The sequence below is a fragment of the Streptomyces sp. HPF1205 genome, assembly GCF_020400825.1.
In the GTDB taxonomy this organism is placed as follows: Bacteria; Actinomycetota; Actinomycetes; order Streptomycetales; family Streptomycetaceae; genus Actinacidiphila.
Genome location: NZ_JAINVH010000006.1, coordinates 128,520 through 153,919, shown reverse-complemented (window position 1 = coordinate 153,919; position 25,400 = coordinate 128,520). Strand labels below are relative to the sequence as shown.

Sequence of the window (25,400 nt, the reverse complement as noted above, 5' to 3'; positions counted from 1 at the left end):
CGAGGGCACGGGGTGCGAGGGGTCCACCGGGAAGAGGGCGGGATCCGCCGGTCAGCCGGCGGTCGTCCGCCGGGAGGAGGGCGTCAGCGACAGTGGACGTCGGCGACGCTGTGCGCGGCCACGCCGATGAGCGCCAGCTCGATGCTGGCGCAGGTCGTCGAAGGCGTCGGGCGCTGCGGCATGGAGCAAGGGTGCGGCGAACAGGGCCCCGATGTCAAAGCGGTTAGATGGGATCCCCATAGCGTCGCTTATGGAATACGCCGCCGGATGTGCTATGGCCGGCGGGTGGACGCCACACCGCCGGCCATACGGTCGGCCACACCGCCGGCCATACGGTCGGCCACACCGCCTAGGGGAACGGCCAGGGGTTGGGGCGGCAGGTCGGGCCGCCGTCGAGGGACAGGAACTTGGTCTGCTGCATCATCACCGGCGCGAGGGCGCCCTGCTTCGGGCAGCCGACATGGCCGTGCCCGAGCCGGTGCCCGACCTCGTGGTTGATCAGCATCTGCCGGTACTGGAGCATGCGCGCGGGACCGAACGTGGCCGCGCCCTGGGCCCACCGGAAGGCGTTGATCATCGTCCGGGGAGTCGACGCGGCGTCACACGACACGTTCTCCGCCAAGGTGTCCAGACCGGACTTCGCGCACCACTTCGCGGTGGTGCCGGGGCTGGCGAGAGTGATCACGATGTCCGCGGGGCCCGTCGACACCCGCTCGAACGTCATCGTGCCGCCGTGTCCCCAACTGCGCGGGTCGTTGAGCGTGTTGTAGACCGTCCGGGCGAACAGGCCGGCGTCCAGCGGCAGCCCCTTCTCCACGTCGACCCGCACCTTCATCACGGTCCCGCGGCCGGGCGCGGCCTGGTGCCCGGGCACCGTCGTGAAGGCCCCGGACAGGGCCAGTCGGGGGTCGAGCGGGTACTGCCGGGCGAGCAGTTCCTCGTCCGTGGGGGCGGCCGGGCTCGCGGTCGCGGTGGGGCCCGCGGGGGCGGCGGGCGGCGTCGTCCCCGCGGTCCCCTCGGGGGTGGACCGGGGCGAGCGGCCCTTGGCGTCGGAACCGGTGTGCTTTTTCTCACTGTGGGTGAGCTGGCCGGTGGCGACCGCGGCGAGCACGGTGACGACCGCGGCGGCCGCGACACCGCCGAGGGCGCGCCCCTTGCCGCCGCGCTCCGGACGCGGTTCCGGCTCCTTGCCGCGCTTCGCGTCCTTTGCGGCGTCCGGCTCCGCATCGGGGGCGGGGACGGGGGCCGGGGCGGGGGAAGGTGCGGGCGGCGCGTCGAAGGCGTCCAGGAACTCCTGCCGGGGCCGGGGCACGGTCCGCCCGTTCTGCGGCGCCGATCCGCGGACGGCGGCCGTGTCGTAAGGCGCCCAGTCCTCGGCCCAGGACTCCACGGGGTCGAGCGCGGGCTCCCGCAGCCGCAGCCCGCCCGCGCCCGCCGGGACCCAGCCGCCGCGCGCGCCCCACGCCGTGTGCTCGCGGTGCTCGGGGTGCGTCTGCGGCGGCCCGCCGGGCGGGCGTACGGTGGCGAACCCGCCGGTGTCGCCGAAGGGGTCGCGGCGCCTGCGGCCGGTACCGGGCGCCGACATGGCGGTGCCGGACGGTGTCCCGTGGCCGCCGGGAACGGTGATCGGCCCCGGGTGTCCCCCGGCCGGGAACGGTGGGCGCCGTCCCGGTACGGCGAACGCCCCTCCCGTCTCGGGCGGGGGGACGCCCATGCCGTCGTCACGACCGTCCTGGCCGTCTTTCGCGCTGTGCTTGCCCACGCTGTGCATCAGCTCCCGGTCGCAGCGGCGGTCGTCGGACCCGTACCCGTATCCGTATCCGTACCTGTGTCTGTGCCTGTTTCGTCGTCCGTGGCCGCGACGACCCGCGCCACGCGGCCGGCGGCCACCTCGCGCCCGGCCACCTCGTGCAGGAGGTCGCGGAAGGCGCGGGCCACCAGTTCCGGGTGCTCCATCATCGCGACGTGGCCGCTGTCCGGGATGATGAGCAGGCGGGAGTCGCGGAAGGCGCGGGCGGCGCGGCGGGCCCTGCGTACCGAGACCAGCTTGTCCCGGCCCCCGTACACCAGCAGCGTGGGCGCCATGACCCGCTCGGCCTGGCGCCACAGGGCGTGCTGGCCGCCGAGCGTGTAGGCGTTCACGATGCCGCGTGTCGAGCGGATCAGCGCGTCCCAGGAGTACGGCAGGTCCATCCGCCGCTGGTACTCCGCCGCCGCGTCGGCCCTGGCCCGCTCGCCGACCCGCGCGGGGTCGCCGTAGCACAGGGCGAACAGGGCGGCGGCCCGCCGCTCGATCGGCCAGTCCCGGGTCGCCCGCAGGTAGAGCCGGGGCAGTCCGGGGACGGAGGCCAGCGCGGTCGGCCAGGCGGTGCGCTGCGGCGGCACCTCGGGCAGCGCGGGCGAGACGAGGGTGAGGGTGCGTACCAGGTCGGGGCGGGCGGCGGCGACCTTGACGGCGACCGCGCCGCCCATCGAGTTGCCGAACAGGTGGACCGGGCCGCGGCGGGCGCGGTCCAGCAGCCGCACCACCGCACGGGCGTGCCCGGCCAGCGAGTAGTTGCCGTCGTCCGGCGGCGGCGAATGCCCGAAGCCCGGCAGGTCGGGCGCCTCGCCGGCGACCGCCTCCGCCAACTCGGCCATCAGCAGGGACCAGTTCTGCGAGGAACCGCCCAGCCCGTGCAGGTAGAGCGCGGGCTCCGAGCCGCCCCGCGCCTCGTAGGACCGGACGACCAGCGACAACCCCGGCATCCGCACGGTGCGCACGGTTTCCCCGGGCGCGAGCACCGGTCCCGCCGGGGGCACGGTCGCCGGGGCGACCGCTGCCTGAGGAGTCTCGGTGGAGCGCATGCACCGATGTTACGAGACGATCACACGCGCTTTCCTGCGTTCGCGGCCACAGGCGGGCCGGACACGGCCGGGAAGCGGGGCGAGAACGGTCCGGGTGCGGGGCGAAACCTGCTCGTCAGCGGGCTGCGGGGCGGCTCGGAGGGGGCCGGCAGGGGGTCGGAGGGAAGTTTCGGAAGCGGCGGCAGGGACCTCGGGACGATCCGCGGGATCCGGACGGGATCCGGACGGGATCCGAACGAATCCGAAAAGGCCCGGAAGGGTCAGAAGGGGCGGAGAAGGGGCAGAAGGAGGATCGTGGAGAGCGCGGGCGCGTCGCGCGGCAGGGCCGGCCGGACACCGCGCTGTGATCTCCCGGGCGAGGGCTCGGGCGGGCTCGGGTGAGAAGGAGGCGCCATGTCCGACGACATCGCGAGCTTCGAGCGGGAGGCGGACGAGTTCGACGACGCCGCCCAGAACACGGAGGACACCGACACCGACCTGGATCTGGAGGCTCCCGAGGCGGACGCCGCCGAGCAGAGCGTCGAACTGCTCCAGCACCGCGACGAGCCGATCACCAGGCGGCCCGCGGGCGGGGAGGAGGCGAACCCGGCCGACGCCGCCGAGCAGCGCCGCGTGGTGGACCTGGACGAGGACGACTACCGCTGAACCGCCCCCTCGGGGCGGGCGGCGGGCGGCCGCGCACGGCCTCCCGGGAGGTCCCCCGGCGGTCCGGTCCCCGGTCCCGTACCGGGACGAATACGGGCAGGACCATCGCCGAGGGGTCCCAGGTAGTGAGAATGTCCGTTCGGACGGCCCACAGTGTCGTTACCGAAAAGTACGATGGCCACCGCGATGCGGTGACTACCGCCATCGGTGTTGTTCCGGACGGTGTCCCCGACAATGTCCGGAGGTGTGCGGACAGTGGTCCGCCACAGGATTTGGGAGGCGGCGTGACAGCCATCGAGCAGACCCAGGCACGGCCGCGCGGCACGCGCCTGCCCCGCCGGGCCCGGCGCGAGCAGCTGCTCGGCGCGGCCCAGGAGGTCTTCGTCGCGCAGGGCTACCACTCCGCCGCGATGGACGACATCGCCGAGCGGGCCGGCGTCAGCAAGCCGGTCCTCTACCAGCACTTCCCCGGCAAGCTGGAGCTCTACCTCGCGCTGCTCGACCAGCACTGCGAGTCGCTGCTGCAGTCCGTGCGCGGCGCCCTGGCGTCCACGACGGACAACAAGAAGCGCGTCGAGGCGACCATGGACGCCTACTTCGCGTACGTGGAGGACGAGGGCGCGGCCTTCCGGCTGGTCTTCGAGTCCGACCTCACCAACGAGCCGGCCGTCCGCGAGCGCGTCGACAAGGTGTCCATGCAGTGCGCGGAGGCGATCGGCGAGGTCATCGCGGAGGACACCGGGCTGCCCCGGGACCAGTCGATGCTGCTGGCGGTGGGCCTGGGCGGGCTGTCCCAGATCGTGGCCCGCCACTGGCTGGCCAGCGGGAGCCAGGTGCCCCGAGACACGGCGGTCCAGCTCCTGACCTCGCTGGCCTGGCGCGGCATCGCCGGCTTCCCGCTGCACGGCGCGGACGCCGCCCACCACTGAGGGACGCCCGCCGCGGCCCGGCACCTGTGCGGGCGCGCCCACCGGCGCGCGGCGCTGTTCGCTCACGGGGGGGCGGTGCGCGACGCTGTTCGCTCACGGCGTTCACGATCAACGGATGGCCGCCGACCGGCCGGGCTACGCTGTGCTGCGTACGGCGCGATTCGTCTCGACCCGCGCACCCCGCAGACCATCGGAGGTATCCAAAGCCGTGGAGGTCAAGATCGGCGTCCAGCACGCGCCGCGCGAGATCACTCTGGAGAGCGGCCAGACGGCGGCCGAGGTGGAGAAGGCCGTCGCCGAGGCGCTCTCCGGTGAGGCCAAGCTGCTGAGCCTGGAGGACGAGCACGGCCGCAAGATCCTGGTGCCGGCGGAGCGCCTCGCCTACGTCGAGATCGGCGAACCGGCCGCCCGCCGCGTCGGGTTCGGCGCCGCGCTCTGAGCACCGCCAGTGCCCCGGAAGGGCGGCAACCGGAAGCCGGTTGCCGCCCTTCCGTTTTCTCCCGGGCGCCGGGCGGGTAGGACCCTGCCGTACCGGGTCCGTGCCATCCCTGACGTTCAGGAGGGATCACGATGCTGCTGTGGGAAGCCGTCGCTTCCGCCGCCCTCGGCCTGCTCGCCGCGTGCGCGGCCGCCCGCCTGTTCCCCCTGCGCTTCTCCCTGACCCCGCTGCTCGTCCTCACCGGCACCGGCGCGGGCCTGACCGGCGGCCTGGTGATGTACACCATTCTCGGCGGCAGGCACCCCGCCGCCGTCCTGCCCACCGCTCTCGCCACGGCGGCGGCCCTGACCAGCATCCTGGCCCGCCCCCCGAAGAAGGGCCGCCACGCGAGGGTCCGCTCGGCCTGAGCGCTGCCCCCCGGCCTCCGGCACCTGAACAGGGACCGGAACCGGCACCGGAAACCGGCACCGGACCAGAACCGGAACCGGCACCGGCACCGCGCCCGCCGGCCCGCTCTACGCGGCCAGCCCCAGCGCCGCCATCCGCTTGGTGTGCGCCTCCGTGATGCGGGAGAACATCCGGCCGACCTCGGCGAGGTCGAAGCCGTCCGCGACCCCGCCGACCAGCATGGTGGACAGGGCGTCGCGGTCCGCGACCACGCGCTGGGCCTGGGAGAGCGCCTCCCCCATGAGGCGCCGCGCCCACAGCGCCAGCCGGCCCCCGACGCGGGGCTCGGCGGCGATGGCGGCCCGTACCTTCTCCACGGCGAAGGTGGCGTGCCCGGTGTCGTCGAGCACGGCCAGTACGAGGGTGCGGGTGTCGGAGTCGAGGCGGACGGCCACCTCGCGGTAGAAGTCGGAGGCGATCGAGTCGCCGACGTACGCCTTGACCAGGCCCTCCAGCCAGTCGGACGGGGCGGTCTGGCGGTGGAACTCGTCCAGGGCCGCGCCGAAGGGCAGCATCGCCTTGTTCGGCGCCTCCCCGATCTCCGACAGCCGGTCCCGCAGCTGCTCGAAGTGGTGGAACTCGGCCGCCGCCATGGCGGCCAGCTCCGCCTTGTCCTCCAGCGTCGGCGCCAGCTTGGCGTCCTCGGCGAGCCGCTCGAACGCGACCAGCTCGCCGTACGCGAGCGCGCCGAGCAGGTCCACGACGGCCGCCCGGTACTGCGGGTCGGCCGAGGCCGCGGCCCAGTCGCGCGCGGCGATCCCGGTGGCGGGGGACGACTCGGGCGCGGGGGCGGCGCCTTCCGGTTCGGGCTTCGGGTCAGGCGTCTCAGGCGTGTCCATGCTGCGCACAATAGCCAAGTCGCGAGCGCCGGGAAGCCCGCGGGCGCCCTGTGCCGGAACGAGCACGCCGCCCGTGTGCCCGGCCCGTGGCGGCGGCCGCACCGGGCGGCCCCACCGACGGCCGCGGAGGACCGGTGACGGACGCCGACGCGCCCCGCGGCGGGCCGTTTCCGCCGTCGCTCCCGCCCCCGCGGGCCCTCCCGTGACAGGATGAAGTCCCGAACGAAACATTTGCACGGGTGCAGTTCCGTGTTTCCGGGGTATGGTGGTAATGCACCCGTCGTCAGTCGGTGGCAGTGTGTCACGCCGGTCACGCGGCGGGCGACGTGTGCAGCACCTGGATGCCCGGTCGGTGGCCCGATCGGCTCCGAACCGACCGCCTTCCCGACATCGGGAAGGGCCCACTCGCGGCATGAGCGAGGGCAGTGGTCCCGCGCGCCACAGCCACGTCGGCTGTCACGACACCTGCGCGGTCAGCGACCGGCGCCCGCCGGCGTCCCGGCCGCCCGACCCCCCTCGCCGTACAGTGCCGCGTCTCACACAAGAAGAGGCAACATCCTGACCACCACGACTTTCCGCAGCCTCGGGATCCTCCCCGAGACCGCCGAGGCCCTCGAGGCCGTCGGCATCACCACTCCCTTCCCCATCCAGGAGATGACGCTTCCGGTGGCCCTCGCGGGCAACGACGTCATCGGCCAGGCCAAGACCGGCACCGGCAAGACCCTGGGATTCGGGCTGCCGCTGCTGGACCGGGTCACGGTCGCGGCCGACGTCGAGGCCGGCCGGGCCACGCCCGAGCAGCTCACCGACGCTCCGCAGGCGCTGGTCGTCGTCCCCACCCGCGAGCTGTGCCAGCAGGTCACCAACGACCTGCTGACCGCCGGCAAGGTGCGCAACGTCCGCGTCGCCGCGATCTACGGCGGCCGGGCCTACGAGCCGCAGGTCGAGGCGCTGAAGAAGGGCGTCGACGTGGTCGTCGGCACCCCGGGGCGGCTGCTCGACCTGGCCGGGCAGCGCAAGCTGAGCCTCAAGGCCGTGCGCACCCTCGTCCTGGACGAGGCCGACGAGATGCTCGACCTGGGCTTCCTGCCCGACGTCGAGAAGATCATGGGCATGCTGCCGGTGAAGCGGCAGACCATGCTGTTCTCCGCGACGATGCCGGGCGCGGTCATCAGCCTGGCCCGGCGCTACATGTCGCAGCCCACCCACATCCGCGCCACCGCGCCGGACGACGAGGGCGCGACGGTGGCCAACACCACCCAGTTCGTCTTCCGCGCCCACTCGCTGGACAAGCCCGAGATGGTGGCCCGCATCCTGCAGGCCGAGGGCCGCGGCCTGGCGATGATCTTCTGCCGCACCAAGCGGACGGCGGCGGACGTCGCCGAGCAGCTGGAGAAGCGCGGGTTCGCCTCCGGCGCGGTGCACGGCGACCTCGGGCAGGGCGCCCGCGAGCAGGCGCTGCGCGCGTTCCGCAACGGCAAGGTGGACGTCCTGGTCTGCACGGACGTCGCGGCCCGCGGGATCGACGTCGAAGGCGTCACCCACGTGATCAACTACCAGTCGCCCGAGGACGAGAAGACCTACCTGCACCGGATCGGCCGCACCGGCCGGGCCGGCGCCTCGGGTACGGCGATCACCCTCGTCGACTGGGACGACGTGCCGCGCTGGCAGCTCATCAACAAGGCGCTCGACCTGTCCTTCGGCGACCCGGAGGAGACGTACTCCACGTCCGCGCACCTGTACGAGCTGCTGAAGATCCCCGCGGGCACCAAGGGCGTCCTGCCGCGTGCCGAGCGCACCCGCGCTGGGCTCGACGCGGAGGAGGTCGAGGACCTCGGCGAGACCGGTGGCCGCGGCCGCCGCGGGCGCGGCCAGGAGGCCCGTCCGGAGCGTGCGGAGCGCGCCGAGCGCCCGGCCCGCACGCCGCGCAAGCGCCGCCGTACCCGGGCCGGCGAGGCCGTGAGCCCGCAGGACTCGCCGGCCGCTGCCGGGACGGGAACGGCCGAGCACGAGGACACCGAGGCGGTACGCACTCCTCGCCGCCGTCGCCGCATCCGCTCCGGCGCCCCGGCGACCGCGCCGGCCGACGGCCCGGCGCAGGTTCTGGCGGAGGTCCCGGCTCAGTCCGCGGCCCCGGCAGCTCCTGCGGCCCCGGCACTCGCCGAGGAGGCCCCGGCGGCACCGCGCAGGACCCGCACCCGCACCCGTAAGGCCGTGGCCGAGGTCCCCGTGGCCGAGGTCCCCGCGCCCGCGACCCCGGCCGAGGCCCCCGCCGACGCCGAAACGGCCGCGCCCAAGACCCCGCGCCGCCGCACCCGCAAGGCCGTGGCCGAGGCCCTCGTGGCAGAGGTCCCCGCGCCCGCGACCCCGGCCGAGGCCCCGGCGGAAGCCGGGACCGCCGCGCCCAGGACGCCCCGCCGCCGCACCCGCAAGGCGGCGGCCCAGGCGCCCACCACGGAGGCGGCCGACGCCTGACCGCCGGCCTACGGGCCGGCCGACCCGGCGGGCCGGGAAAGGGGTCGCTCCCTTTCCCGGCCCGCCGAATCATTGGTGTGACGGTGCGTCCGACGCGGGCCGAAAGCCCGGGGAGCAACCTGCTCGACATATGGGGCGCGTAGTCTCACGTCATGAGCCGACCGACTTCCCTGGATCTGGCCGACAACGTGACAGCCCGCCGGCTGGAGACGTCCCGCGGAGGGTTCGCGGTGCTGGACGCCGCGCCGGACCCGAAAGCGCCGCCGCGGGGAACCGCCTTGCTGATCCCGGGGTTCACCGGGAGCAAGGAGGACTTCCTGGACCTGCTGGGGCCGTTGACGGCGGCCGGGTTCCGGGTGGTCGCCGTGGACGGCCGCGGCCAGTACGAGTCGGACGGTCCGCGGTCGGAGGCCGCGTACACGCGGGCGGAGTTGGCCGCCGACGTGACCGCGCAGGCGAAGGCGGTGTCGGCCGCGTACGGCGGCGTCCCGCTGCACGTGCTGGGCCACTCCCTGGGCGGCCTGCTGGTGCGGTCCGCGGTGCTGGCCGACGGCCCGGCGCCGTACGCCTCGCTCACCCTGATGAGTTCGGGGCCCGCGGCGATCAGCGAGGAGCAGCAGCGCCGCACCCAGGCCCTGGTGGACTTCCTGCCGACGACCGACATGGAGACGGCGTGGCGGGTGATGCGGTCCATGGACGCGGAGCCGGAGGACGTGGACGCGCCGGACGCCGGCACCCCGGCCTGGCTGACGGAGTTCCTCCACCGCCGCTGGGTGCGCACGGTCCCGGAGCAACTGATCGCCACCGCGACGCAGTTGATGACCGAACCCGACCGAGTGGCCGAACTGGCCGCCGTTCCGCTGCCTAAGCTCGTACTGTCCGGTGAGGTGGACTACGCCTGGCCGGTGCCGTGGCTGGACGAGATGGCCGAGCGGCTGGGCGCGCGGCGCGTGGTGATCAAGGGAGCCGAGCACTCCCCCAACGCGGAACGGCCGGCGGAGACGGCCGCCGCGCTCCTCGCCTTCTGGGCGGGGACGGCGTAGCCCGCCCGGACGACTTACCGGCGAGTAAATGCGCGCGCAAAATTTTCTTTAGGGTACGGAATAGTTAGAAGGGGGTGTTCGTTGACGACACATGTAACACGCGACGAAGGGAGAAGCCCAGTGCGCTTCGAGATCATGCGGCTCGACGACAAGAACGGCACTGCCGTGGAGAGCACCGTCGTGGACGCATCCGCCGTCAACAAGATCGTCCAGCAGGCCGCGGCCGTCGGCCAGCGGATCTACATCCGCCCCGCCGACTGACCCGACAGACACACCCGGCCGACACACCCGGCCGACCGACCGCCGACAGACCGCCGACAGACACAGCCCACCGACGCAGCCGATCCGCCGAGGCGACCGACCCGGTCCGGCCGACGCGGTCACCCGCGGACGTACGCAGCGCCCCGTACACCACGAAGGTACGGGGCGCTTTCGCGTTCCCGGGACCGGGCGGCCGGGGGCAGCCGGGGGAGCCGGCGCGGCCGGTGCAGCCGGTGCAGCCGGGGGCAGCCGGGGCGGGGCTCAGCCCTGCCCGTGCACGAAGCCGATCACGCCGTTCGCCACCGACTGCACGGCGATGGCCGACAGCAGCATGCCCGACAGCCGGGTCACCAGGACCACCCCGCCGTCCTTGATCACCCTGATGATCGCCAGCGAGTACCGCATGGTCAGCCACAGCACCGCGTGCATCGCGACGATCGCCAGCCAGACCGACGCCTGCGCCCCGAAGCCGTCGGCGTGCTGCACGGCCAGGATCACCGTCACGATCGCCCCGGGTCCGGCCAGCAGCGGCATCCCCAGCGGCACCAGCGCCACGTTGACGTCCTTGGTCTGCGTCGGCTCGTCCGCCTTGCCGGTCAGCAGGTCCAGCGCGATCAGCAGCAACAGCAGGCCCCCGGCCACCCGCAGCGCGGGCACCGACACGTGCAGGTAGTCGAGGATCTGCTGCCCGCAGATCCCGAACACCGTGATCACCCCGAACGCCACCCCGGCCGCCTGCCACGCCATCCGCCGCTGCACCTTGGTCGCGCGCCCGGACGTCAGCGCGAGGAATATCGGCGTGATCCCGGGCGGGTCCATGATCACGAACAGCGTGAAGAAGACGGACCCGAAGAGGGTGAGGTCGAACATGGCCGTGCTTTCCCTGAGGTGAGGTGAGGTGAGGTGGGTTGGGGTGGGTGGTGGGGGTGGGGTGAGCTGGGGCGCGATGACCGGACGTCGCCGGCGTGCGGCTCGGGCGCCGCCGGTCGCGCGGGGGGTACGGGGCTTACGGGGCGGGCGGACGGGGGCCGTCGGCTCCCGTACGGTCGGGCGGGGGCGGGCCGACCCGGGCCGCGCGTTGCCCGGGGGCCGGAGCCCGTACGGCGGGTGCGGGGCCGGGGCGGCGGAGTGCCCGCGCGCTTCCCGAGGCGGGGCCCGGCGAGGTCGCTTTCCGCCCCCGCCCCCGCCCCCGACTCCCGCTAGACCTGGCTGATGGGCTGCGCCCCGCTCGCGCGCCTGGCGATCTCCGCGTAGACCTCGGGGTCGGTCGTACAGGCCCCGAGGTCTACGTCCTTGCGGGAGCCGTGGTAGTCCGAGGAGCCGGTGGCCAGCAGGCCCAGCTCCGAGGCGAGGCCGCGCAGGCGCGTGCGGGTGGGACCGTCGTGGTCGGTGTGGTCGACTTCGAGGCCGTCGAGCCCGGCGGCGGCGAGTTCGGCGATCACCGGTTCGGGGACGGTCTCGCCGCGCTTGTGGGCGCCGGGGTGGGCGAAGACGGTGACCCCGCCGGCCGCTTTGACCAGGCGGACGGCGTCGAAGGGGTCGAGTTCGTGCTTGGGGGCGTAGGCCCGGCCGTCGTTGGCCAGCCATGCGGAGGTGAAGGCGTCGGAGACGCTGCCGACGACCCCGAGCTCCACCATGGCCGTGGCGATGTGCGGCCGCCCCACCGACCCGTCGCCCGCGATCCGCCGCACCTGCTCCCAGGTGACGGGTACGCCGAGTTCCTGGAGCTTGGCGATCATCGCGCGCGCCCTGGGCACCCGGTCGTCGCGCACGAGTTCGCGTTCCCGGTACAGCTCGGGTTCGGCGGGGTCGAAGAGGTAGGCCAGCATGTGCATGCTGATGCCGTTCACCCGGCAGGACAGCTCGGCGCCGGGCACCAGGACGAGCGGGGCGTCCAGGCCGCGCAGGGCGGCGGTCGCCTCCGCGTACCCGCCGACGGTGTCGTGGTCGGTCAGGGCGACGACGTCGAGCCCGGCGGCGGCAGCGTTCCGTACCAGCTCGGCGGGGGTGTCCGTACCGTCGGAAGCCGTGGAGTGGGTGTGCAGGTCGACGCGCACGGACACGGACTCCTCAAGGCGACGGGCTCTGGGGCGGACTGCGGGGGTACGGCGGGTCCGGCGGGCGCGGGGCCGTACGAAGAAAAGGATACCGCCCTGCCGGACCTACGATTCCCAGGTCCTACGGGAGAGCAACCTTGGCGACAGCGCCCCGCACGGCAGCAGTTCCACCTCGGCGCCCGCGTCGCGCAGGTCGGTGAGCACCAGTTCGTCGTACATCAGCAGCCCGGTCTCCTGCGGCCAGACCACGGCCCACAGCCACATCCCCAGGGCCTCCCCGGCGAAGACCACGCGGTCCTCGGGGGCGCCGTCGACGTGCCACAGCGGGGTCGGCCGGCCGGCCGCGAGCACCTTGGCCTGCGGCGGCTTGTCCACGCTCATGTACGGCCCCGGGTCCGGCCCGGCGATCCCGGCGAAGCGGGCGCCGAGTCCGACACCCAGCTCCTCGGCGATCAGCATCAGCTCGCCGGGGCCGCCGAGCGGACCCGGTCCCGAGCAGGCGACCGCGGTCGCGCGCCCGCCGCTGCGATCGTCCCCGGCGGCGGCGACACCGGAGAACAGCCAGCCCACCGGCAGCGGCCACGGCATCCACACCGGCACCTTCGCACGGTGGACCACGACGCCGAGGGCCTCCACGCTGGGCGGCACCACCGGCTGCAGCGGGTGGACGGTCCCGTGCAGATCGCACTGCCAGGAGTCTGAGAAGAGGCCGGGCGCTCTGACCCGGCCACCGCACTTCGGGCAACTGGGTTCGCCCCTCATAAGGCCCCACGGTCCTCCAGGGCCGTGCCCGCGTCAAGGACGATCACCCGTCCGGACCCGGGGCCGTTGCCCCGCCCGGGTCGTTGCATCTTGCACTAGTTGCACTTGCCAACCTATTATGTGTATAACGCAACTACATCGGCCGGCCGGGACCGTCCGGCACGAAGGGACAGGGGCATGCTGCACACCGGGACGAGAACGGCGACGGACACGGACGCGGGGGTGGACACCGACACGGACGCGGGGGTGGACACCGCAAGCACCGCGCGCGCGGAAAGCACCGGAAACACTGGCAACACCCCACCCACCGCGCCCGCCCCCCGCGGCCCGCGCCGCCTCCCCGAGGGCGCCGGTCGCGAGCGGCAGGCCGGGCTGCCGCGGCAGCCGACCGCCGTCTGGGCGACCGCGGGGGCCGCCGTGGTGGCCTTCATGGGCATCGGCCTGGTCGACCCGATCCTGCCGTCGATCGCCAAGGGCCTCGACGCCACGCCCGGCCAGGTCTCGCTGCTGTTCACCAGCTACTTCCTGATCACCGCTGTGGCGATGCTGATCACCGGCTTCGTCTCCAGCCGGATCGGCGGCCGCGCGACGCTGCTGGCCGGACTCGCCCTGGTGGTGGTCTTCGCCGGACTGGCCGGCACGTCCGGCTCTGTCGGCGAACTCGTCGGCTTCCGCGCCGGATGGGGGCTGGGCAACGCCCTGTTCGTCTCCACCTCGCTCGCCGTCATCGTGGGCGCGGCCAGCGGCGGCGCGGCCTCGGCGATCCTGCTCTACGAGTCCGCGCTCGGCCTCGGCATGGCCTGCGGCCCGCTGCTCGGCGCGGTGCTCGGCGCCATGAAGTGGCGCTACCCGTTCTTCGGCACGGCGGCCCTCATGGCGATCGGCTTCGTGGCGATCTCCCTCTTCCTCAAGGAGCAGCCGCGGCCCGCCCGGCGCACCGGCCTGCTCGACCCGCTCAGGGCACTCGGCCACGGCGGGCTGGCGTCGGCCGCGGCCTCGGCGTTCTTCTACAACTACGCCTTCTTCACGGTGCTGGCCTTCACGCCGTTCGTGCTGGACATGTCGCCCTACCGCTCGGGCGCGGTGTTCTTCGCCTGGGGTGGGCTGCTGGCCGTCTTCTCCGTCCTGGTCGCCCCGCGCCTGCAGACCCGGCTCGGCTCCCTGAGGGTCCTCGGCGGCTCCCTCGTCCTCCTCGCCACCGACCTGCTGGTCCTGGGGTACGGCGACCACCGCGCGGCCGTCGCGGCCACGATCGCCTCCGGCGCGCTCATCGGGCTCAGCAACACGGTCTACACGGAGATCGCGCTCGGCGTCTCGGACGCGCCGCGCCCGGTGGCCAGCGCGGGCTACAACTTCGTCCGCTGGTTCGCCGCGGCCGCCGCGCCGTACCTGGCGCCGAAGCTGGCCGAGCACCTGAACGTCCACGTGCCGTTCCTGGCCGCGGCCGGCGCCGCGGTGGCCGCCGCGGGGGTCGTCGCGGTCCGCCGCCGGCACCTGGTGGTCGTGCACGCCGAGGACGTGGTGGACGGGCGGGCGTGAGCGCCCGCGCGGGCGGGCCGGGACCGGTCCGGGACCGTGCGGGACCGCCGCCGGCCCGTCCCCGGAGCGGCTACGTCAGCGCGACCCCGCCCCGCAGGGGATCGCGCAGGTCGACGCCCTGCGTCAGCCACCGCTCCTGCAGGGCGGCGGCGCCGTGCACCCGCTTCCAGGCGGCCTCGTTCGGCGTCATCGGCAGGAGGGGCAGGAACCGCACCGGGTCCATCGGCTCGTCCAGCGCGAGGTCGGGGACGAGGCCGCCGCCCTCCGCGACGAGAACGGCGGCGAAGGGCGCGCCGGGCCACAGCGGCTCGCCGACGTCGAGGGAGTTGCCGGGGGCCACGACCACGCCCTCCACCTGCGGGGACGCGGCCAGGACGGTGAGCGGGCGCAGCACCTGGTCGGTGTCGGCGCCGCCGGCCCGCACCGACAGCACGAGTTCGGCGCGGGGGCCGCGTACGGGGTCGGAGACCGTGGCCAGCGGGTCGGTCATGGGCCGCGCGGACATCCCGAGGGTGACGTATCGCCGCAGGCCGGAGGTGGTGAAGCGGAGGACCTCGATGCGTTCCGCGCCGAGGAAGGTGACGGCGGCGCGCGCGTCGGGCGCACCGAGGGCGGCACGCAGGTGCGTCTCGACCCGGGCCAGAACATCTGCCATACGGGGAGCATAGAACCCGTATCGAACACGCAAAGCGCGGCCTGGGAGCCCCGGGCACTTGTTACAGTGGGGCGTTCACGCGACACATCCCCCAGCGGGGATCGGCCGGAGGAGGTGGGGACTGACATGGATCCGAGTCGACCGTGCAGTACCAACAGCTCTTCCGCGCGCCACCCCGCGAGCTGAGCCCCCGCCCTGAATACCCGGCCTGCGGGCCGTGAAACGCGGGATGCGACGGCTTGTCCGCGGACCACCGCCGCCCGGAAGAGCGCCCTGAACTGCCTGTCGTGCACCTGTCTGCCGTGCACGTGATCCCAGCTCAGCAATTCAGTGCGGCGCCATGCCGTCGGCCAGTCCGTGAAGGAGCTTGCCATGTCGATGATCCGTGATCTGCGCGCTGTCGTCCGTCCCGCGCTGCGCAAGAACACCGTGTCCTACGACTACGGCCCGACTCCCGCCGCCGGCGCCGCGAGCGCGATCGTGGACTGCGCCGTGTACCGCGACGGCGTGCGCTGCTCCGACACCCTCGACGTGCGCGAGGCGCTGGCGTCCGTGCGCGCGGGCCGGACCCCCGAGGCGTGCGACGGCAGCGAGGGCTTCGTGTGGATCGGGCTGCACGAGCCGACCGAGCAGGAGTTCGCGGGCATCGCCGAGGAGTTCGGCCTGCACCCGCTGGCCGTGGAGGACGCGGTGCACGCCCACCAGCGGCCGAAGCTGGAGCGGTACGACGACTCGCTGTTCACCGTCTTCAAGACCATCAGGTACGTCGAGCACGCCGAACTCACCTCCACCAGCGAGGTGGTGGAGAGCGGCGAGGTGATGGTCTTCACCGGCCGGTACTTCGTGATCACCGTCCGGCACGGCGGCCACGGCTCGCTGCGCGCCCTGCGGCACCGGCTGGAGGACGACCCGGAACTGCTGGCCAAGGGCCCTTCGGCGGTCCTGCACGCCATCGCCGACCAGGTGGTGGACGACTACCTGGCCGTCACCGAGGCCGTGCAGGACGACATCGAGGAGGTCGAGATCGACGTCTTCTCCGCGCAGGACGGCAAGGCCTCGCGCGGCGGCGACGCGGGCCGGATCTACCAGCTCAAGCGCGAGGTGCTGGAGTTCAAGCGGGCGGTGTCACCGCTGCTGCGGCCCATGCAGACGCTCGGCGAGCGGCCGATGCGGCTGATCGACCCGGAGATCCAGAAGTACTTCAGGGACGTCGCGGACCACGTGGCCCGCGTGCACGAGCAGGTCACCGGCTTCGACGACCTGCTCAACTCGATCCTGCAGGCCAACCTCGCCCAGGCCACCGTCGTGCAGAACGAGGACATGCGCAAGATCACCGCCTGGGCGGCCATCCTGGCCGTGCCGACGATGATCACCGGGGTGTACGGGATGAACTTCCAGCACATGCCCGAACTGCACTGGACCTACGGCTACCCGGCCACCCTGGTCGGCATCCTGGCCATCTGCTACGCCATCCACCGCGGCTTCCGCCGCAACGGCTGGTTGTAGGCGCTACGGGCGCCGGGCCCCGGGCGCCGCGGCCGGCGCCTGCGCCCCAGCCCGCTCCCCGCGGCGGCCGGCCAGGACCACCAGGGCCAGGCCGGCCAGGACGACCGCGAGCGCCGGGTACGCGGCGGCCGGCGGGGTCTGGCCCAGCCACAGGGCGGCGACCAGGGCCGCGCCCGGTGACTCCAGCAGCGTCGCCGTCGAGGTGACGGACGGACCCAGGCCGCGTACCACCCGGTTGAGCAGCGAGTGCCCGAGGAGCTGGGCGGCCGCCGTCAGGGCGGCGATCTTCAGCCAGGTCCCTCCCGGCCAGCCGCCGAGCGGCGAGCCGCCCACCAGGCAGACGGCCAGCAGGACGACGGCCGTGGTGCCGTAGCAGACGAACGTGTACGCGGTGGTGCTCGCCGCCGCGCGTACTTCCGCGCCGAGCAGGACGTAGCAGGCCGCGGCCAGTCCGGCGCCCAGCGCGAGGGCGTCGCCGGCCAGGGCGCGGGCGCCGGTCGACAGGTCGACGCCGGTGAGCAGCAGTACGCCGAGGAACGCCAGGGCCGTGCCCGCCCACACCGCGCCCGGCGGGCGGTGGCCGCGTACCCGAAGGATCAGGGTGGTCCAGACGGGGGTGGTCGTCACGAGCGCGGTGGACGCCGCGACCGAGGTCATGCCCAGGCTCGGCAGCCACAGCCCGAAGTGCAGCGCCAGCAGGACCCCGGACAGGACGGACAGGCCCACCGCCCGGCGGCCCATCCCCCGCAGCCCGGCGCGGTGGCGCCACAGCGCGAGGGGGGCGAGTACGCCGACGGCGAGGGCGTTGCGCCAAAAGGCGATGGCGAGGGCGGGCGCGGCGGTCGCGGCGATCAGCGGCGCGGACATGGACACGCCCGCGACGGCCACGCCCAGCAGGGCGAGGTCCAGCGACCGGCCGGGCCCCGTCGGAGCACCCGCCGCCGTCGGCGCCGCCGGCACGGAGGCACGGCCAGGGGCCGCACGGCCGTCGGCGGCGGGCTGGGGCGCGGTCACGGTACTCCTCGTCACGGGGTCGCCGGCGGGTCCGCCGGCCGGCTCCTCAGCGTAGGAGCTCCGAACGGCGCACGGCGCGGCCGGGCACCTGTCGCCGCACTAGGGTGAAGGCATGACGACGCACGGCGCCCTGGTCGAGGAGGCCACCAAGAAGTCCGGCCTGGTGTGGATCGACGGGCGGGCCGTGTGGCACGCCTGGGTGGACGGCGCGATGTGCGTGCTGGGCGGGCCGGGGGAACAGCCGCTGCCGGGGCTGTCCGACGGCGGCACGGCGAGCGTGACCGTACGGTCCAAGGACAAGGGCGGCCGGCTGGTGACCTGGGTCGGCCGGGTGCGGCTGCTCGCGCCGCACTCCCCCGAGTGGGAGGCGGCGGCGGCCGAGCTCAAGGGCAGGCGGCTCAACGCGCCGGACGCCGAGCGGATGACCGAGCGGTGGGCCCGCGACTGCGCCCTGTACCGGCTCACCCCCGAGGGCTCCCCCACCGAGTACCCGGGCGCGATGCCCGGCGGCTCCGGCGCGGCCGCTCCCGTGCCCACGCCCGTGACGACCCGGCACCCGGTCCCGGCGGCCCTGCCGCGCCTGCTCGCCCGCCGCTCCCGTACGTCCAAGGAACCCCGGGGTTCGCGGGGATGACCGGGCCGGCGGGAGGCCGGGCGGGCGGTCAGGAGCGGCCGAGGGACTTGCCGTAGTCGACGACGGCGGAGCGGCCGGGGGCGGCCAGCGAGAAGTCGTCGTTCCAGTCCGACAGCATGAGCGTGCCGGAGCCGCCCGCGCGCTGGTAGCGCAGCGGGTAAGGGGTGCCCTTCAGGGCGATGTCGAGCGAGCCGCCCTTCTCGCCGTCGACGGCGACCGTGCGGGCGCCGTCCACCTTGCGGTGCGGGCCGAGCTTCGGCGCCCCGTCGAGCACGAACAGGCCGGACAGCAGGACCTTCTTGTCCGTGAAACCGCTGAACTGGGCGTACGCCGGGTCCCCCTGGGGGACCTTCACGTACTTCCCGCTGAGCTCGGCGGCGGCCGCGGAGGCGTCCTTGGAGCCGGAGGAGGCGTAGAAGTCGGCGTTCGCCTTCAGGTACAGCGCCGAGTCGACGCGCAGCAGCTGGAACGTCGAGCTCTGGCTGGTCACTTCGCCGACCCCGCCGTTGGCCCGCAGCCGCATGTCCAGGCGGTACGTGCGGCCGTTGCTGACCACCGTCCCGGCCAGGTGGACCGCGGTGGCCGTCCGCGCCGCGGCGACCGCCCTCGCCTCGATGGTCGTGGGCGGCAGTTTGCCCACCCCGTTCGTACCGGCGTCGGGGTCGCCCCCGAACCCGAGGCACCCGCTCAGCAGGCCCACGGCGGCGAGCACCCCCGCTGTCGCGGCGGACGAACGGCCGGCGAAACGCACAGGCGCCTCCTGCGGAAGTGGCGGTACGGCGGGCGAGGCTACGGTACCGCCGGCGCCGCGGCCCGCCGGGAGGACCCCGAGGGGGCGGCGGTCCCCGAGCCTGCCACCCCCGGCGGAGGGCGGACAAGATCCGCCGGAGGTAGGGTGAGCGCAAGGACCGGGTGGGGACGGCACGCCCTTGCCGGAGCCGGGCGGACGCCGGGCAGGAGCCAGGCGCGGGCCAGGTGCATGCCGGGCAGGAGAAGCCGAGGGAGCCGAGCCCCTCCCCCGGGACGGACCCGCTCGACCCCGCCGAACGCCGCTGAACGCCGCTGAACCCGCTGGAAGCAGGAGGCCCGAATGGTCGCTGGCGCCCCCCGGGTCTTCGTCTCCCACCTGTCGGGCATCGCCGTCTTCGACCCGAACGGCGACCAGGTGGGCCGGGTCCGCGACGTCGTGGTGATGCTGCGGGTGGGCGGCCGCCCGCCGCGTGTCCTGGGGCTGGTCGTCGAGGTGGTGAGCCGGCGCCGCATCTTCCTGCCGATGACGCGGGTGACCGGCGTCGAGTCCGGCCAGGTGATCACCACGGGTGTGCTGAACATGCGCCGCTTCGAGCAGCGCCCGACCGAGACGCTGGTGCTGGCCGAACTGCTGGACCGCCGGGTGCGGCTGGTGCGGCGGGAGCCGGAGGAGGCCGTGGGCGAGGGCGGCGGCGCGGAGGAGCAGGGCGAGCCGGTCACGGTGCTCGACGTGTCGATGGTCCAGCTCCCGGCCCGCAGGGACTGGGAGATCGACAAGGTCTTCGTCCGGCGCGGCAGGGGCGGCAAGCTGCGCCGCAAGGGGGAGACGCTGACCGTGGACTGGTCGGCGGTGACCGGTTTCCGGCTGCCCGAGGAGAGCCAGGGCGCGGCCAGCCTGGTGGCGACCTTCGAGCAGCTGCGGCCCGCGGACCTGGCGAACGTCCTGCACCACCTGTCACCGAAGCGGCGCGGCGAGGTGGCCGCGGTGCTGGACGACGACCGGCTGGCCGACGTGCTGGAGGAGCTCCCGGACGACGACCAGGTGGAGATCCTCGGCAAGCTCAAGGAGGAGCGGGCCGCCGACGTGCTGGAGGCGATGGATCCCGACGACGCCGCCGACCTGCTGGCCGAACTGCCGGCCGAGGAGCAGGAGCGGCTGCTGACGCTGATGCAGCCGCAGGAGGCCGCGGGCGTGCGGCGGCTGCTGTCGTACGAGGAGCGGACGGCGGGCGGGCTGATGACCACCGAGCCGATCATCCTGCGGCCGGACGCCACCGTCGCCGACGCGCTCGCCCGGATCCGCAACCCCGACCTGTCCCCCGCGCTGGCCGCGCAGGTGTACGTGTGCCGGGCGCCGGAGGAGACGCCGACCGGCAAGTACCTGGGCCTGGTGCACTTCCAGCGGCTGCTGCGCGACCCGCCGTTCACGCTGCTGGGCGCGATCGTGGACACCGACCTGCAACCCCTGGACCCCCAGACCCCTCTTCCCGCCGTGACGAGCTTCCTGGCGGCGTACAACATGATCTCCGCGCCCGTGGTGGACGCGAGCGGCTCCCTGCTGGGCGCGGTCACCGTGGACGACGTGCTGGACCACCTGCTGCCCGAGGACTGGCGGGAGAACGACCTGAGCGGCCCGGCGGGCGAGCGGCAGACGCGGATGACGGAGGCGGCCGATGGCCGGTGAGGAGCGCGAGCGCGCGATCCGCCAGCCCGGGGCGGGCGCGGCGCCCCGGCCGCGGACCCGGCTGGACCAGCCGCGGGCACCGCGCCCGCGGCTGCTGCCCGCCTACGACCCGGAGGCCTTCGGCCGGTTCTCCGAGCGGTTCGCGCGGTTCCTGGGCACCGGGCGGTTCATCGTCTGGATGACGGTCGTCATCGTGGTGTGGCTGCTGTGGAACATCTTCGCGCCGCCGGACCTGCGCTGGGACCCGTACCCGTTCATCTTCCTGACCCTGGTGCTGTCGCTGCAGGCGTCGTACGCGGCGCCGCTGATCCTGCTGGCGCAGAACCGGCAGGACGACCGGGACCGGGTCAACCTCGAACAGGACCGCAAGCAGAACGAGCGCAGCATCGCCGACACCGAGTACCTGACCCGGGAGATCGCGGCGCTGCGGGTCAACCTGGGCGAGGTCGCCACCCGCGACTGGATCCGCTCCGAGCTGCAGGACCTGCTCAAGGACATCGACGGGCGGGTGTACACGGGCCGGCCGGCCGCGCGCCGTGACGAACCCGACGGGCGGGGTCGCTGAAGGCGCCCGTCGCGCCGCCGTACCATCGTCGTATGGCTACCGCTACGTACCGCCCGACGCCGACCGAGGAAGCCGTGCGCTCCGCGCTCGCGACGGTCGACGACCCGGAGATCCACCGGCCGATCACCGAGCTGGGCATGGTGAAGTCCGTGGACATCGCCGACGACGGCGCGGTCGCCGTGGCCGTCTACCTGACGGTCTCCGGCTGCCCGCTGCGCGACACGATCACCGCGCGGGTCACCGAGGCCGTGAGCGGCGTCGAGGGCGTCACCTCCGTGCGGGTCGAGCTGGACGTGATGAGCGACGAGCAGCGCCGGGAGCTGGCCGCGTCGCTGCGCGGCGGACAGGCCGAGCGGGAGATCCCGTTCGCCAGGCCGGGCTCGCTGACCCGGGTGTACGCGATCGCCTCCGGCAAGGGCGGCGTCGGCAAGTCGTCGGTGACGGTGAACCTGGCCGCGGCCATGGCGGCGGACGGCCTGAAGGTCGGCGTGGTCGACGCGGACATCTACGGGCACAGCGTGCCCCGCATGCTCGGCGCCGACGGGCGGCCCACCCAGGTGGAGAACATGATCATGCCGCCGTCGGCGAACGGCGTGAAGGTGATCTCCATCGGCATGTTCACCCCGGGCAACGCCCCGGTGGTGTGGCGCGGGCCGATGCTGCACCGCGCGCTCCAGCAGTTCCTCGCCGACGTGTACTGGGGCGACCTGGACGTCCTGCTGATGGACCTGCCGCCCGGCACCGGCGACATCGCGATCTCGGTGGCGCAGCTCGTGCCCAATGCCGAGATCCTGGTCGTGACCACCCCGCAGCAGGCGGCGGCCGAGGTCGCCGAGCGGGCGGGGTCGATCGCCGTGCAGACGCACCAGAAGATCGTCGGCGTGGTCGAGAACATGTCGGGCATGCCGTGCCCGCACTGCGGCGAGCTGGTCGACGTCTTCGGCACCGGCGGCGGCGACCGGGTCGCCGAGGGCCTGTCGCGCACGACGGGCACCACCGTGCCGGTGCTCGGCCGCATCCCGATCGACGTGCGGCTGCGCGAGGGCGGCGACGAGGGCCGTCCCGTGGCGCTGACCGACCCCGAGTCGCCGGCCGGCGCCGCCCTGCGGTCGATCGCGGGCAAGCTCGGCGGGCGCGCCCGCGGGCTCGCGGGGATGTCGCTGGGCATCACCCCGCGCAACAAGTTCTGAGCCCGCCCTGGGCCGTACGGGGGAGGCGGCGGGCGCGCGGCCCGGCCGGAGCGGTGGGCCGCGCGCCCGCCGCCCCGGTCTCAGTCCGCGTACGCGGTGATGTCCTTGATCACGGCGAGCGCGAGGCCGTAGGCGCTCATGCCGCGCCCGTACGCCCCCAGGTGCACGCCGTTCGCCGAACCGGCCATCACCCAGCCGTACTCCGACTCCCGGTAGTGGAAGGGCGTCGGCGTGCCGTCCACCGGAAGGGTGAGGGTGGACCAGCCGGGGCCGCCGAGGTCGTCCGCGAGCTCCCAGGCGGCGGCGGTCTGCTGGTCCATCCAGTCCTGCCGCAGCGAGCGGTCCATGTGGGTGGGCCAGGTGGCCGACAGCAGCCCGGAACCGGCCAGCCAGGCCGCCGAGGAGACCGAGGTGGCCTCCAGGACGCCGGTGCCGTCGGCGCTCTGCCGCAGCGGGCGGTGGGCCACCGTCACCACGACGGCGAACCGCAGCGCCTCGGGGTCGGCGGGGTCGGCCTTGAGGGTGGGTTCGTCGCCGTGCCCGGTCGAGCCGTACTCCACGGTGCCGTTCGCGTTCGTCCCCACCGTGGTGAGCCAGCGGCGCCCGGTGAACGCCTCGTCGAGCCCGTACCAGGGGAAGTCGGCCATCAAGTAACCGTCGACCGCGCCCTGTGCCATGCCGGTCTTCGTCTCCATCTGGGTCACGCCTCCTCCATGCCCTCCTGGGCGACTTGCCATCTTGCCCGACCCCGGCTGGGTTGGTGGGCCGAAACGGCGTGGGGTGACGTCGAACACACGGAAAAAGCGCACCCAATGGGGTGAAAAAGTACGAACCTCTTGACGCGCGTGCTCAGGTGGCGTCGGAGTCGAACGGCGGTGTCTCGCCGGGGTCCGCCGGGTCCGGCTTGCGCAGCCGGTCGGGGGTCGCGGAGGAGCCGCCGGAGGCGCTCGCGGCACCGGCGGCCGCTGTCCCGGCGGCGGCGGTGGCGGGCTTCACGCCGTTCACCGCGTCGGTGACCTCGGCCATGTCCTTGCGCAGGTCGAAGGTGCTGCCGATCTCCTTGAGCTCCTTCAGGCCGTACTCGTCGTCCTCGCCGCTCATCAGGTTCTTGCGGATGAACGTCTTGGGGTTCAGGTCCTCGAACTCGAAGTCCTTGAACTCCGGGCCGAGCTCACGGCGGATGTCCTCTTTCGCGCTGTCGGAGAACTCCCGCACCTTGCGGATGAAGCCCATCACGTCCTGGATGAGCTTGGGCAGCTTGTCCGGGCCGAAGACGAGCACGGCAAGGACCACGATCGCGACCAGCTCAAGCGGGCCTATGTCGAAGAACACCTTGCAGCTCCTTGGGACGTCCACAGCTCACGTTACGGTACCTCGCCCGGCTCAACCCCGGGAGTACCCGAGGGCACGGGGAGCACCGCGCGTCACACCGCCGCGGGGCCCTCGGCCGCCACCGTCCCGCCGGGCCGGCCGCCGTCGTGCTCCGCTCAGTGCCGCACGTGCGTACTGCCGGGGACCGGCACCGTGATGGCCGCCGCCGCGGCGGCGAAGACCACCGGCGGGGGAGCCGTCGCCGGGGTGGACACCGCCGGGCGCCGGGTCGACTCCAGCACGCCGCGCGGGACCACGCCGCGCGTGTCGGACACCGAGTTCGCGCTGACCGGGCTCACCGCCGGGCCGTCGTCCGGGCGGGCGCTGCCGTCGACCGCGGCCTCCATCGGGAGGGCGCTGCCCAGGGCGATCGCGGCCATGGAGAAGGCGCCGGCCGCCGCGAAGGCGAACCGCCGCCCGCGCGAGGGCTCGTGCACCCGGAAGCCGCGGGCCGGGGAGTCGGCGTCGGCGAGCAGGTCGTGGGCCGGGGTGAGGTACGAGAAGCCGCCGCGCCGGCCGGCGCCGAGGAGCCCGGGGCCCGCGTCGGCGCCCGGGGCGGAGCCGAGCAGTTCGAACGGGCCGCGCCGCCGGGCGGGCCGGTCCTCGCCGCCGCGGCCGGTCACCCGGTCCGGGAGCCGGTCGGGTCCGTGCCCGGCGCGCGGCGGCGAGCCGTCGCCGCCGTCCATGCCGGGCAGCCCTTGCAGCCTCGCCAGCAGCCCGGCCGATATGGCGGGCAGCTCCGAGGCCGCGACCACGCTCTTCAGCCGCCGCTGCTCCGCGGCGGCCGCCTTGCACTGCGGACATGTCGCCAGGTGGGCGAGGACCCGGTCCCTGCTGTCGCCGGTCAGCTCACCGTCGACGAAGGCGGCCAGCCGGTCGCCGAGGTGCTGCTCGGCAGGTGCGGAACGGTCCTCGCCTGTGCCGCTGCTGCTCACGTTCTCCCGCCCTCCAGGCCAGGTTCCGGTGCGGTGGCAGCGAGCGCGGGGGCCGGCCGGACGCCGGGCGCCCGGTGCTCCAGAGCCTTGCGCAGGTGCGAGCGGCCGCGGTGGATGCGGCTGCGCACCGTGCCCAGCTTGACGCCCAGGGTCGCGGCGATCTCCTCGTACGACAGCCCTTCGATGTCGCACAGCACCACGGCGGCCCGGAATTCCGGGGCGAGGGTGTCCAGCGCCTGCTGGACGTCCGCGTCGAAGTGCGTGTCGTTGAAGTGCTGCGCGGGGGACGGCTCGCGGCTGGGCAGCCGCTCCGCCGCGTCCTCGCCGAGGGCGTCGAACCGGATGCGCTGGCGGCGCCGCACCATGTCCAGGAAGAGGTTGGTGGTGATGCGGTGCAGCCAGCCCTCGAAGGTGCCGGGCGTGTAGGTGGACAGGGAACGGAAGACCCGCACGAAGACCTCCTGGGTGAGGTCCTCCGCGTCGTGCTGGTTGCCGGTCAGGCGGTACGCCAGCCGGTAGACCCGGGCACTGTGCGTGCTGACGATCTCCTCCCAGGAGGGAGGGGTCCACGTCTGGGGGTCTCCGCCGACGGCGAAACCGGCCGTCCCGGTCACGGCGTGCCCGTCGGCGGAGTCGTCGGCGCGGAGGGAATCGTCAGCGGTGTTGGTCACGGATTTCGGCTGTCCGGCCGACCTGCGAAAGCGAGGGAACGCCTTCCGGTCACCGGCCGCAGCCGCACCTCCCCTGTCGGCTCTGGTGGTCTCCAGTAGAGCCCCTACCATATCCACCTCGCCCGTTAGCTCCGGATAAGTG

The 25,400-nt window shown here is 74.0% G+C and carries 27 protein-coding genes; 13 read left to right on the top strand and 14 right to left on the bottom strand.

Annotated elements, in window-relative coordinates; translation table 11 throughout:
• Positions 1-83 precede the first annotated feature (83 nt).
• The 3 genes from K7G61_RS37270 to K7G61_RS09380 form a co-directional block, all read right to left on the bottom strand.
• Positions 84-182 carry an Ms4533A family Cys-rich leader peptide gene (locus K7G61_RS37270; RefSeq protein WP_374204093.1) on the bottom strand — a complete coding sequence of 33 codons (99 nt, stop codon included), beginning with the start codon at positions 180-182 and terminating at the stop codon, positions 84-86.
• A 167-nt stretch (positions 183-349) separates the two neighbouring features.
• The gene (locus K7G61_RS09385; protein WP_225846244.1) at positions 350-1,771 is read right to left on the bottom strand and encodes a DUF3152 domain-containing protein; all 1,422 of its coding nucleotides are present in this window, start codon (positions 1,769-1,771) and stop codon (positions 350-352) included.
• Entirely contained in the window at positions 1,771-2,847 is a 1,077-nt protein-coding gene (locus K7G61_RS09380) for an alpha/beta fold hydrolase (protein WP_225846243.1), read from the bottom strand. The genes K7G61_RS09385 and K7G61_RS09380 overlap by 1 nt, the downstream gene beginning before the upstream one ends.
• A gap of 393 nt (positions 2,848-3,240) precedes the next feature.
• Here K7G61_RS09380 and K7G61_RS09375 point away from each other — a divergent pair, with 393 nt between their 5' ends.
• The 4 genes from K7G61_RS09375 (at position 3,241) to K7G61_RS09360 (ending at position 5,267) form a co-directional block, all read left to right on the top strand.
• On the top strand, positions 3,241-3,492 hold the full coding sequence (locus tag K7G61_RS09375; protein WP_225846242.1) for a hypothetical protein: 252 nt from the start codon (positions 3,241-3,243) through the stop codon (positions 3,490-3,492).
• Between the two features lie 284 nt (positions 3,493-3,776).
• Positions 3,777-4,421 carry a TetR/AcrR family transcriptional regulator gene (locus K7G61_RS09370; protein ID WP_225846241.1) on the top strand — a complete coding sequence of 215 codons (645 nt, stop codon included), beginning with the start codon at positions 3,777-3,779 and terminating at the stop codon, positions 4,419-4,421.
• 208 nt (positions 4,422-4,629) lie between these two features.
• Complete coding sequence (locus K7G61_RS09365; protein ID WP_225846240.1) at positions 4,630-4,860, top strand: DUF3107 domain-containing protein; 231 nt, start codon at positions 4,630-4,632, stop codon at positions 4,858-4,860.
• 131 nt (positions 4,861-4,991) lie between these two features.
• On the top strand, positions 4,992-5,267 hold the full coding sequence (locus K7G61_RS09360) for a hypothetical protein (protein ID WP_225846239.1): 276 nt from the start codon (positions 4,992-4,994) through the stop codon (positions 5,265-5,267).
• A 108-nt stretch (positions 5,268-5,375) separates the two neighbouring features.
• Here K7G61_RS09360 and K7G61_RS09355 read toward each other — a convergent pair whose 3' ends face one another.
• On the bottom strand, positions 5,376-6,146 hold the full coding sequence (locus K7G61_RS09355; RefSeq protein WP_225846238.1) for a ferritin-like fold-containing protein: 771 nt from the start codon (positions 6,144-6,146) through the stop codon (positions 5,376-5,378).
• A gap of 654 nt (positions 6,147-6,800) precedes the next feature.
• On the opposite strand from K7G61_RS09355, the gene K7G61_RS09350 reads away from it, so the two are divergent.
• The 3 genes from K7G61_RS09350 to K7G61_RS09340 all read left to right on the top strand — a co-directional run bounded on the left by K7G61_RS09350 (position 6,801) and on the right by K7G61_RS09340 (position 9,925).
• Positions 6,801-8,621: a DEAD/DEAH box helicase gene (locus K7G61_RS09350; protein WP_225846237.1), complete on the top strand. Its 1,821-nt coding sequence runs from the start codon at positions 6,801-6,803 to the stop codon at positions 8,619-8,621.
• Positions 8,622-8,773: 152 nt separating this feature from the next.
• On the top strand, positions 8,774-9,664 hold the full coding sequence (locus K7G61_RS09345; RefSeq protein ID WP_225846236.1) for an alpha/beta fold hydrolase: 891 nt from the start codon (positions 8,774-8,776) through the stop codon (positions 9,662-9,664).
• A 120-nt stretch (positions 9,665-9,784) separates the two neighbouring features.
• Positions 9,785-9,925, top strand: a complete 141-nt coding sequence (locus tag K7G61_RS09340) for a hypothetical protein (protein WP_225846235.1) — start codon at positions 9,785-9,787, stop codon at positions 9,923-9,925.
• Between the two features lie 261 nt (positions 9,926-10,186).
• Here K7G61_RS09340 and K7G61_RS09335 read toward each other — a convergent pair whose 3' ends face one another.
• The 3 genes from K7G61_RS09335 to K7G61_RS09325 all read right to left on the bottom strand — a co-directional run bounded on the left by K7G61_RS09335 (position 10,187) and on the right by K7G61_RS09325 (position 12,744).
• The gene (locus K7G61_RS09335) at positions 10,187-10,795 is read right to left on the bottom strand and encodes a MarC family protein (RefSeq protein WP_225846234.1); all 609 of its coding nucleotides are present in this window, start codon (positions 10,793-10,795) and stop codon (positions 10,187-10,189) included.
• Positions 10,796-11,124: 329 nt separating this feature from the next.
• Positions 11,125-11,982, bottom strand: coding sequence for a PHP domain-containing protein (locus tag K7G61_RS09330; protein WP_225846348.1), 858 nt, complete (start codon positions 11,980-11,982; stop codon positions 11,125-11,127).
• Positions 11,983-12,087: 105 nt separating this feature from the next.
• Positions 12,088-12,744 carry a DUF6758 family protein gene (locus K7G61_RS09325; protein WP_225846233.1) on the bottom strand — a complete coding sequence of 219 codons (657 nt, stop codon included), beginning with the start codon at positions 12,742-12,744 and terminating at the stop codon, positions 12,088-12,090.
• A 177-nt stretch (positions 12,745-12,921) separates the two neighbouring features.
• On the opposite strand from K7G61_RS09325, the gene K7G61_RS09320 reads away from it, so the two are divergent.
• Positions 12,922-14,283 (top strand): MFS transporter, encoded by a 1,362-nt coding sequence (locus K7G61_RS09320; RefSeq protein ID WP_225846232.1) that lies wholly within the window; start codon positions 12,922-12,924, stop codon positions 14,281-14,283.
• Between the two features lie 70 nt (positions 14,284-14,353).
• On the opposite strand, the gene K7G61_RS09315 is transcribed toward K7G61_RS09320, so the two are convergent.
• On the bottom strand, positions 14,354-14,938 hold the full coding sequence (locus tag K7G61_RS09315) for a suppressor of fused domain protein (protein WP_225846231.1): 585 nt from the start codon (positions 14,936-14,938) through the stop codon (positions 14,354-14,356).
• A gap of 372 nt (positions 14,939-15,310) precedes the next feature.
• Here K7G61_RS09315 and K7G61_RS09310 point away from each other — a divergent pair, with 372 nt between their 5' ends.
• The gene (locus K7G61_RS09310; protein WP_225846230.1) at positions 15,311-16,444 is read left to right on the top strand and encodes a magnesium and cobalt transport protein CorA; all 1,134 of its coding nucleotides are present in this window, start codon (positions 15,311-15,313) and stop codon (positions 16,442-16,444) included.
• 3 nt (positions 16,445-16,447) lie between these two features.
• Here K7G61_RS09310 and K7G61_RS09305 read toward each other — a convergent pair whose 3' ends face one another.
• A complete protein-coding gene (locus K7G61_RS09305; protein ID WP_225846229.1) occupies positions 16,448-17,458 on the bottom strand; it encodes a DMT family transporter in 1,011 nt (336 codons plus the stop codon).
• 112 nt (positions 17,459-17,570) lie between these two features.
• On the opposite strand from K7G61_RS09305, the gene K7G61_RS09300 reads away from it, so the two are divergent.
• The gene (locus K7G61_RS09300; protein WP_225846228.1) at positions 17,571-18,092 is read left to right on the top strand and encodes a hypothetical protein; all 522 of its coding nucleotides are present in this window, start codon (positions 17,571-17,573) and stop codon (positions 18,090-18,092) included.
• A 28-nt stretch (positions 18,093-18,120) separates the two neighbouring features.
• Here the strand turns inward: K7G61_RS09300 and K7G61_RS09295 are convergent, their stop codons facing one another.
• Positions 18,121-18,843, bottom strand: coding sequence for a hypothetical protein (locus K7G61_RS09295; RefSeq protein ID WP_225846227.1), 723 nt, complete (start codon positions 18,841-18,843; stop codon positions 18,121-18,123).
• A gap of 339 nt (positions 18,844-19,182) precedes the next feature.
• On the opposite strand from K7G61_RS09295, the gene K7G61_RS09290 reads away from it, so the two are divergent.
• From K7G61_RS09290 to K7G61_RS09280, 3 genes are read left to right on the top strand one after another with little or no spacing between them, the layout of a single operon-like run.
• Positions 19,183-20,526 carry a magnesium transporter MgtE N-terminal domain-containing protein gene (locus tag K7G61_RS09290; RefSeq protein ID WP_225846226.1) on the top strand — a complete coding sequence of 448 codons (1,344 nt, stop codon included), beginning with the start codon at positions 19,183-19,185 and terminating at the stop codon, positions 20,524-20,526.
• Positions 20,516-21,091, top strand: a complete 576-nt coding sequence (locus K7G61_RS09285; RefSeq protein WP_225846225.1) for a DUF1003 domain-containing protein — start codon at positions 20,516-20,518, stop codon at positions 21,089-21,091. The genes K7G61_RS09290 and K7G61_RS09285 overlap by 11 nt, the downstream gene beginning before the upstream one ends.
• Before the next feature lie 32 nt (positions 21,092-21,123).
• On the top strand, positions 21,124-22,281 hold the full coding sequence (locus K7G61_RS09280; RefSeq protein ID WP_225846224.1) for an Mrp/NBP35 family ATP-binding protein: 1,158 nt from the start codon (positions 21,124-21,126) through the stop codon (positions 22,279-22,281).
• 80 nt (positions 22,282-22,361) lie between these two features.
• Here K7G61_RS09280 and K7G61_RS09275 read toward each other — a convergent pair whose 3' ends face one another.
• The 4 genes from K7G61_RS09275 to sigE all read right to left on the bottom strand — a co-directional run bounded on the left by K7G61_RS09275 (position 22,362) and on the right by sigE (position 25,369).
• Complete coding sequence (locus K7G61_RS09275) at positions 22,362-22,976, bottom strand: hypothetical protein (protein WP_225846223.1); 615 nt, start codon at positions 22,974-22,976, stop codon at positions 22,362-22,364.
• 154 nt (positions 22,977-23,130) lie between these two features.
• Positions 23,131-23,613 (bottom strand): sec-independent translocase, encoded by a 483-nt coding sequence (locus K7G61_RS09270; protein WP_225846222.1) that lies wholly within the window; start codon positions 23,611-23,613, stop codon positions 23,131-23,133.
• 155 nt (positions 23,614-23,768) lie between these two features.
• Positions 23,769-24,587, bottom strand: coding sequence for an anti-sigma factor (locus tag K7G61_RS09265; RefSeq protein WP_225846221.1), 819 nt, complete (start codon positions 24,585-24,587; stop codon positions 23,769-23,771).
• Positions 24,584-25,369, bottom strand: coding sequence for an RNA polymerase sigma factor SigE (sigE, locus tag K7G61_RS09260; protein WP_225846220.1), 786 nt, complete (start codon positions 25,367-25,369; stop codon positions 24,584-24,586). Before sigE ends, K7G61_RS09265 begins: the two co-directional genes overlap by 4 nt.
• Between the last annotated feature and the right edge of the window lie 31 nt (positions 25,370-25,400).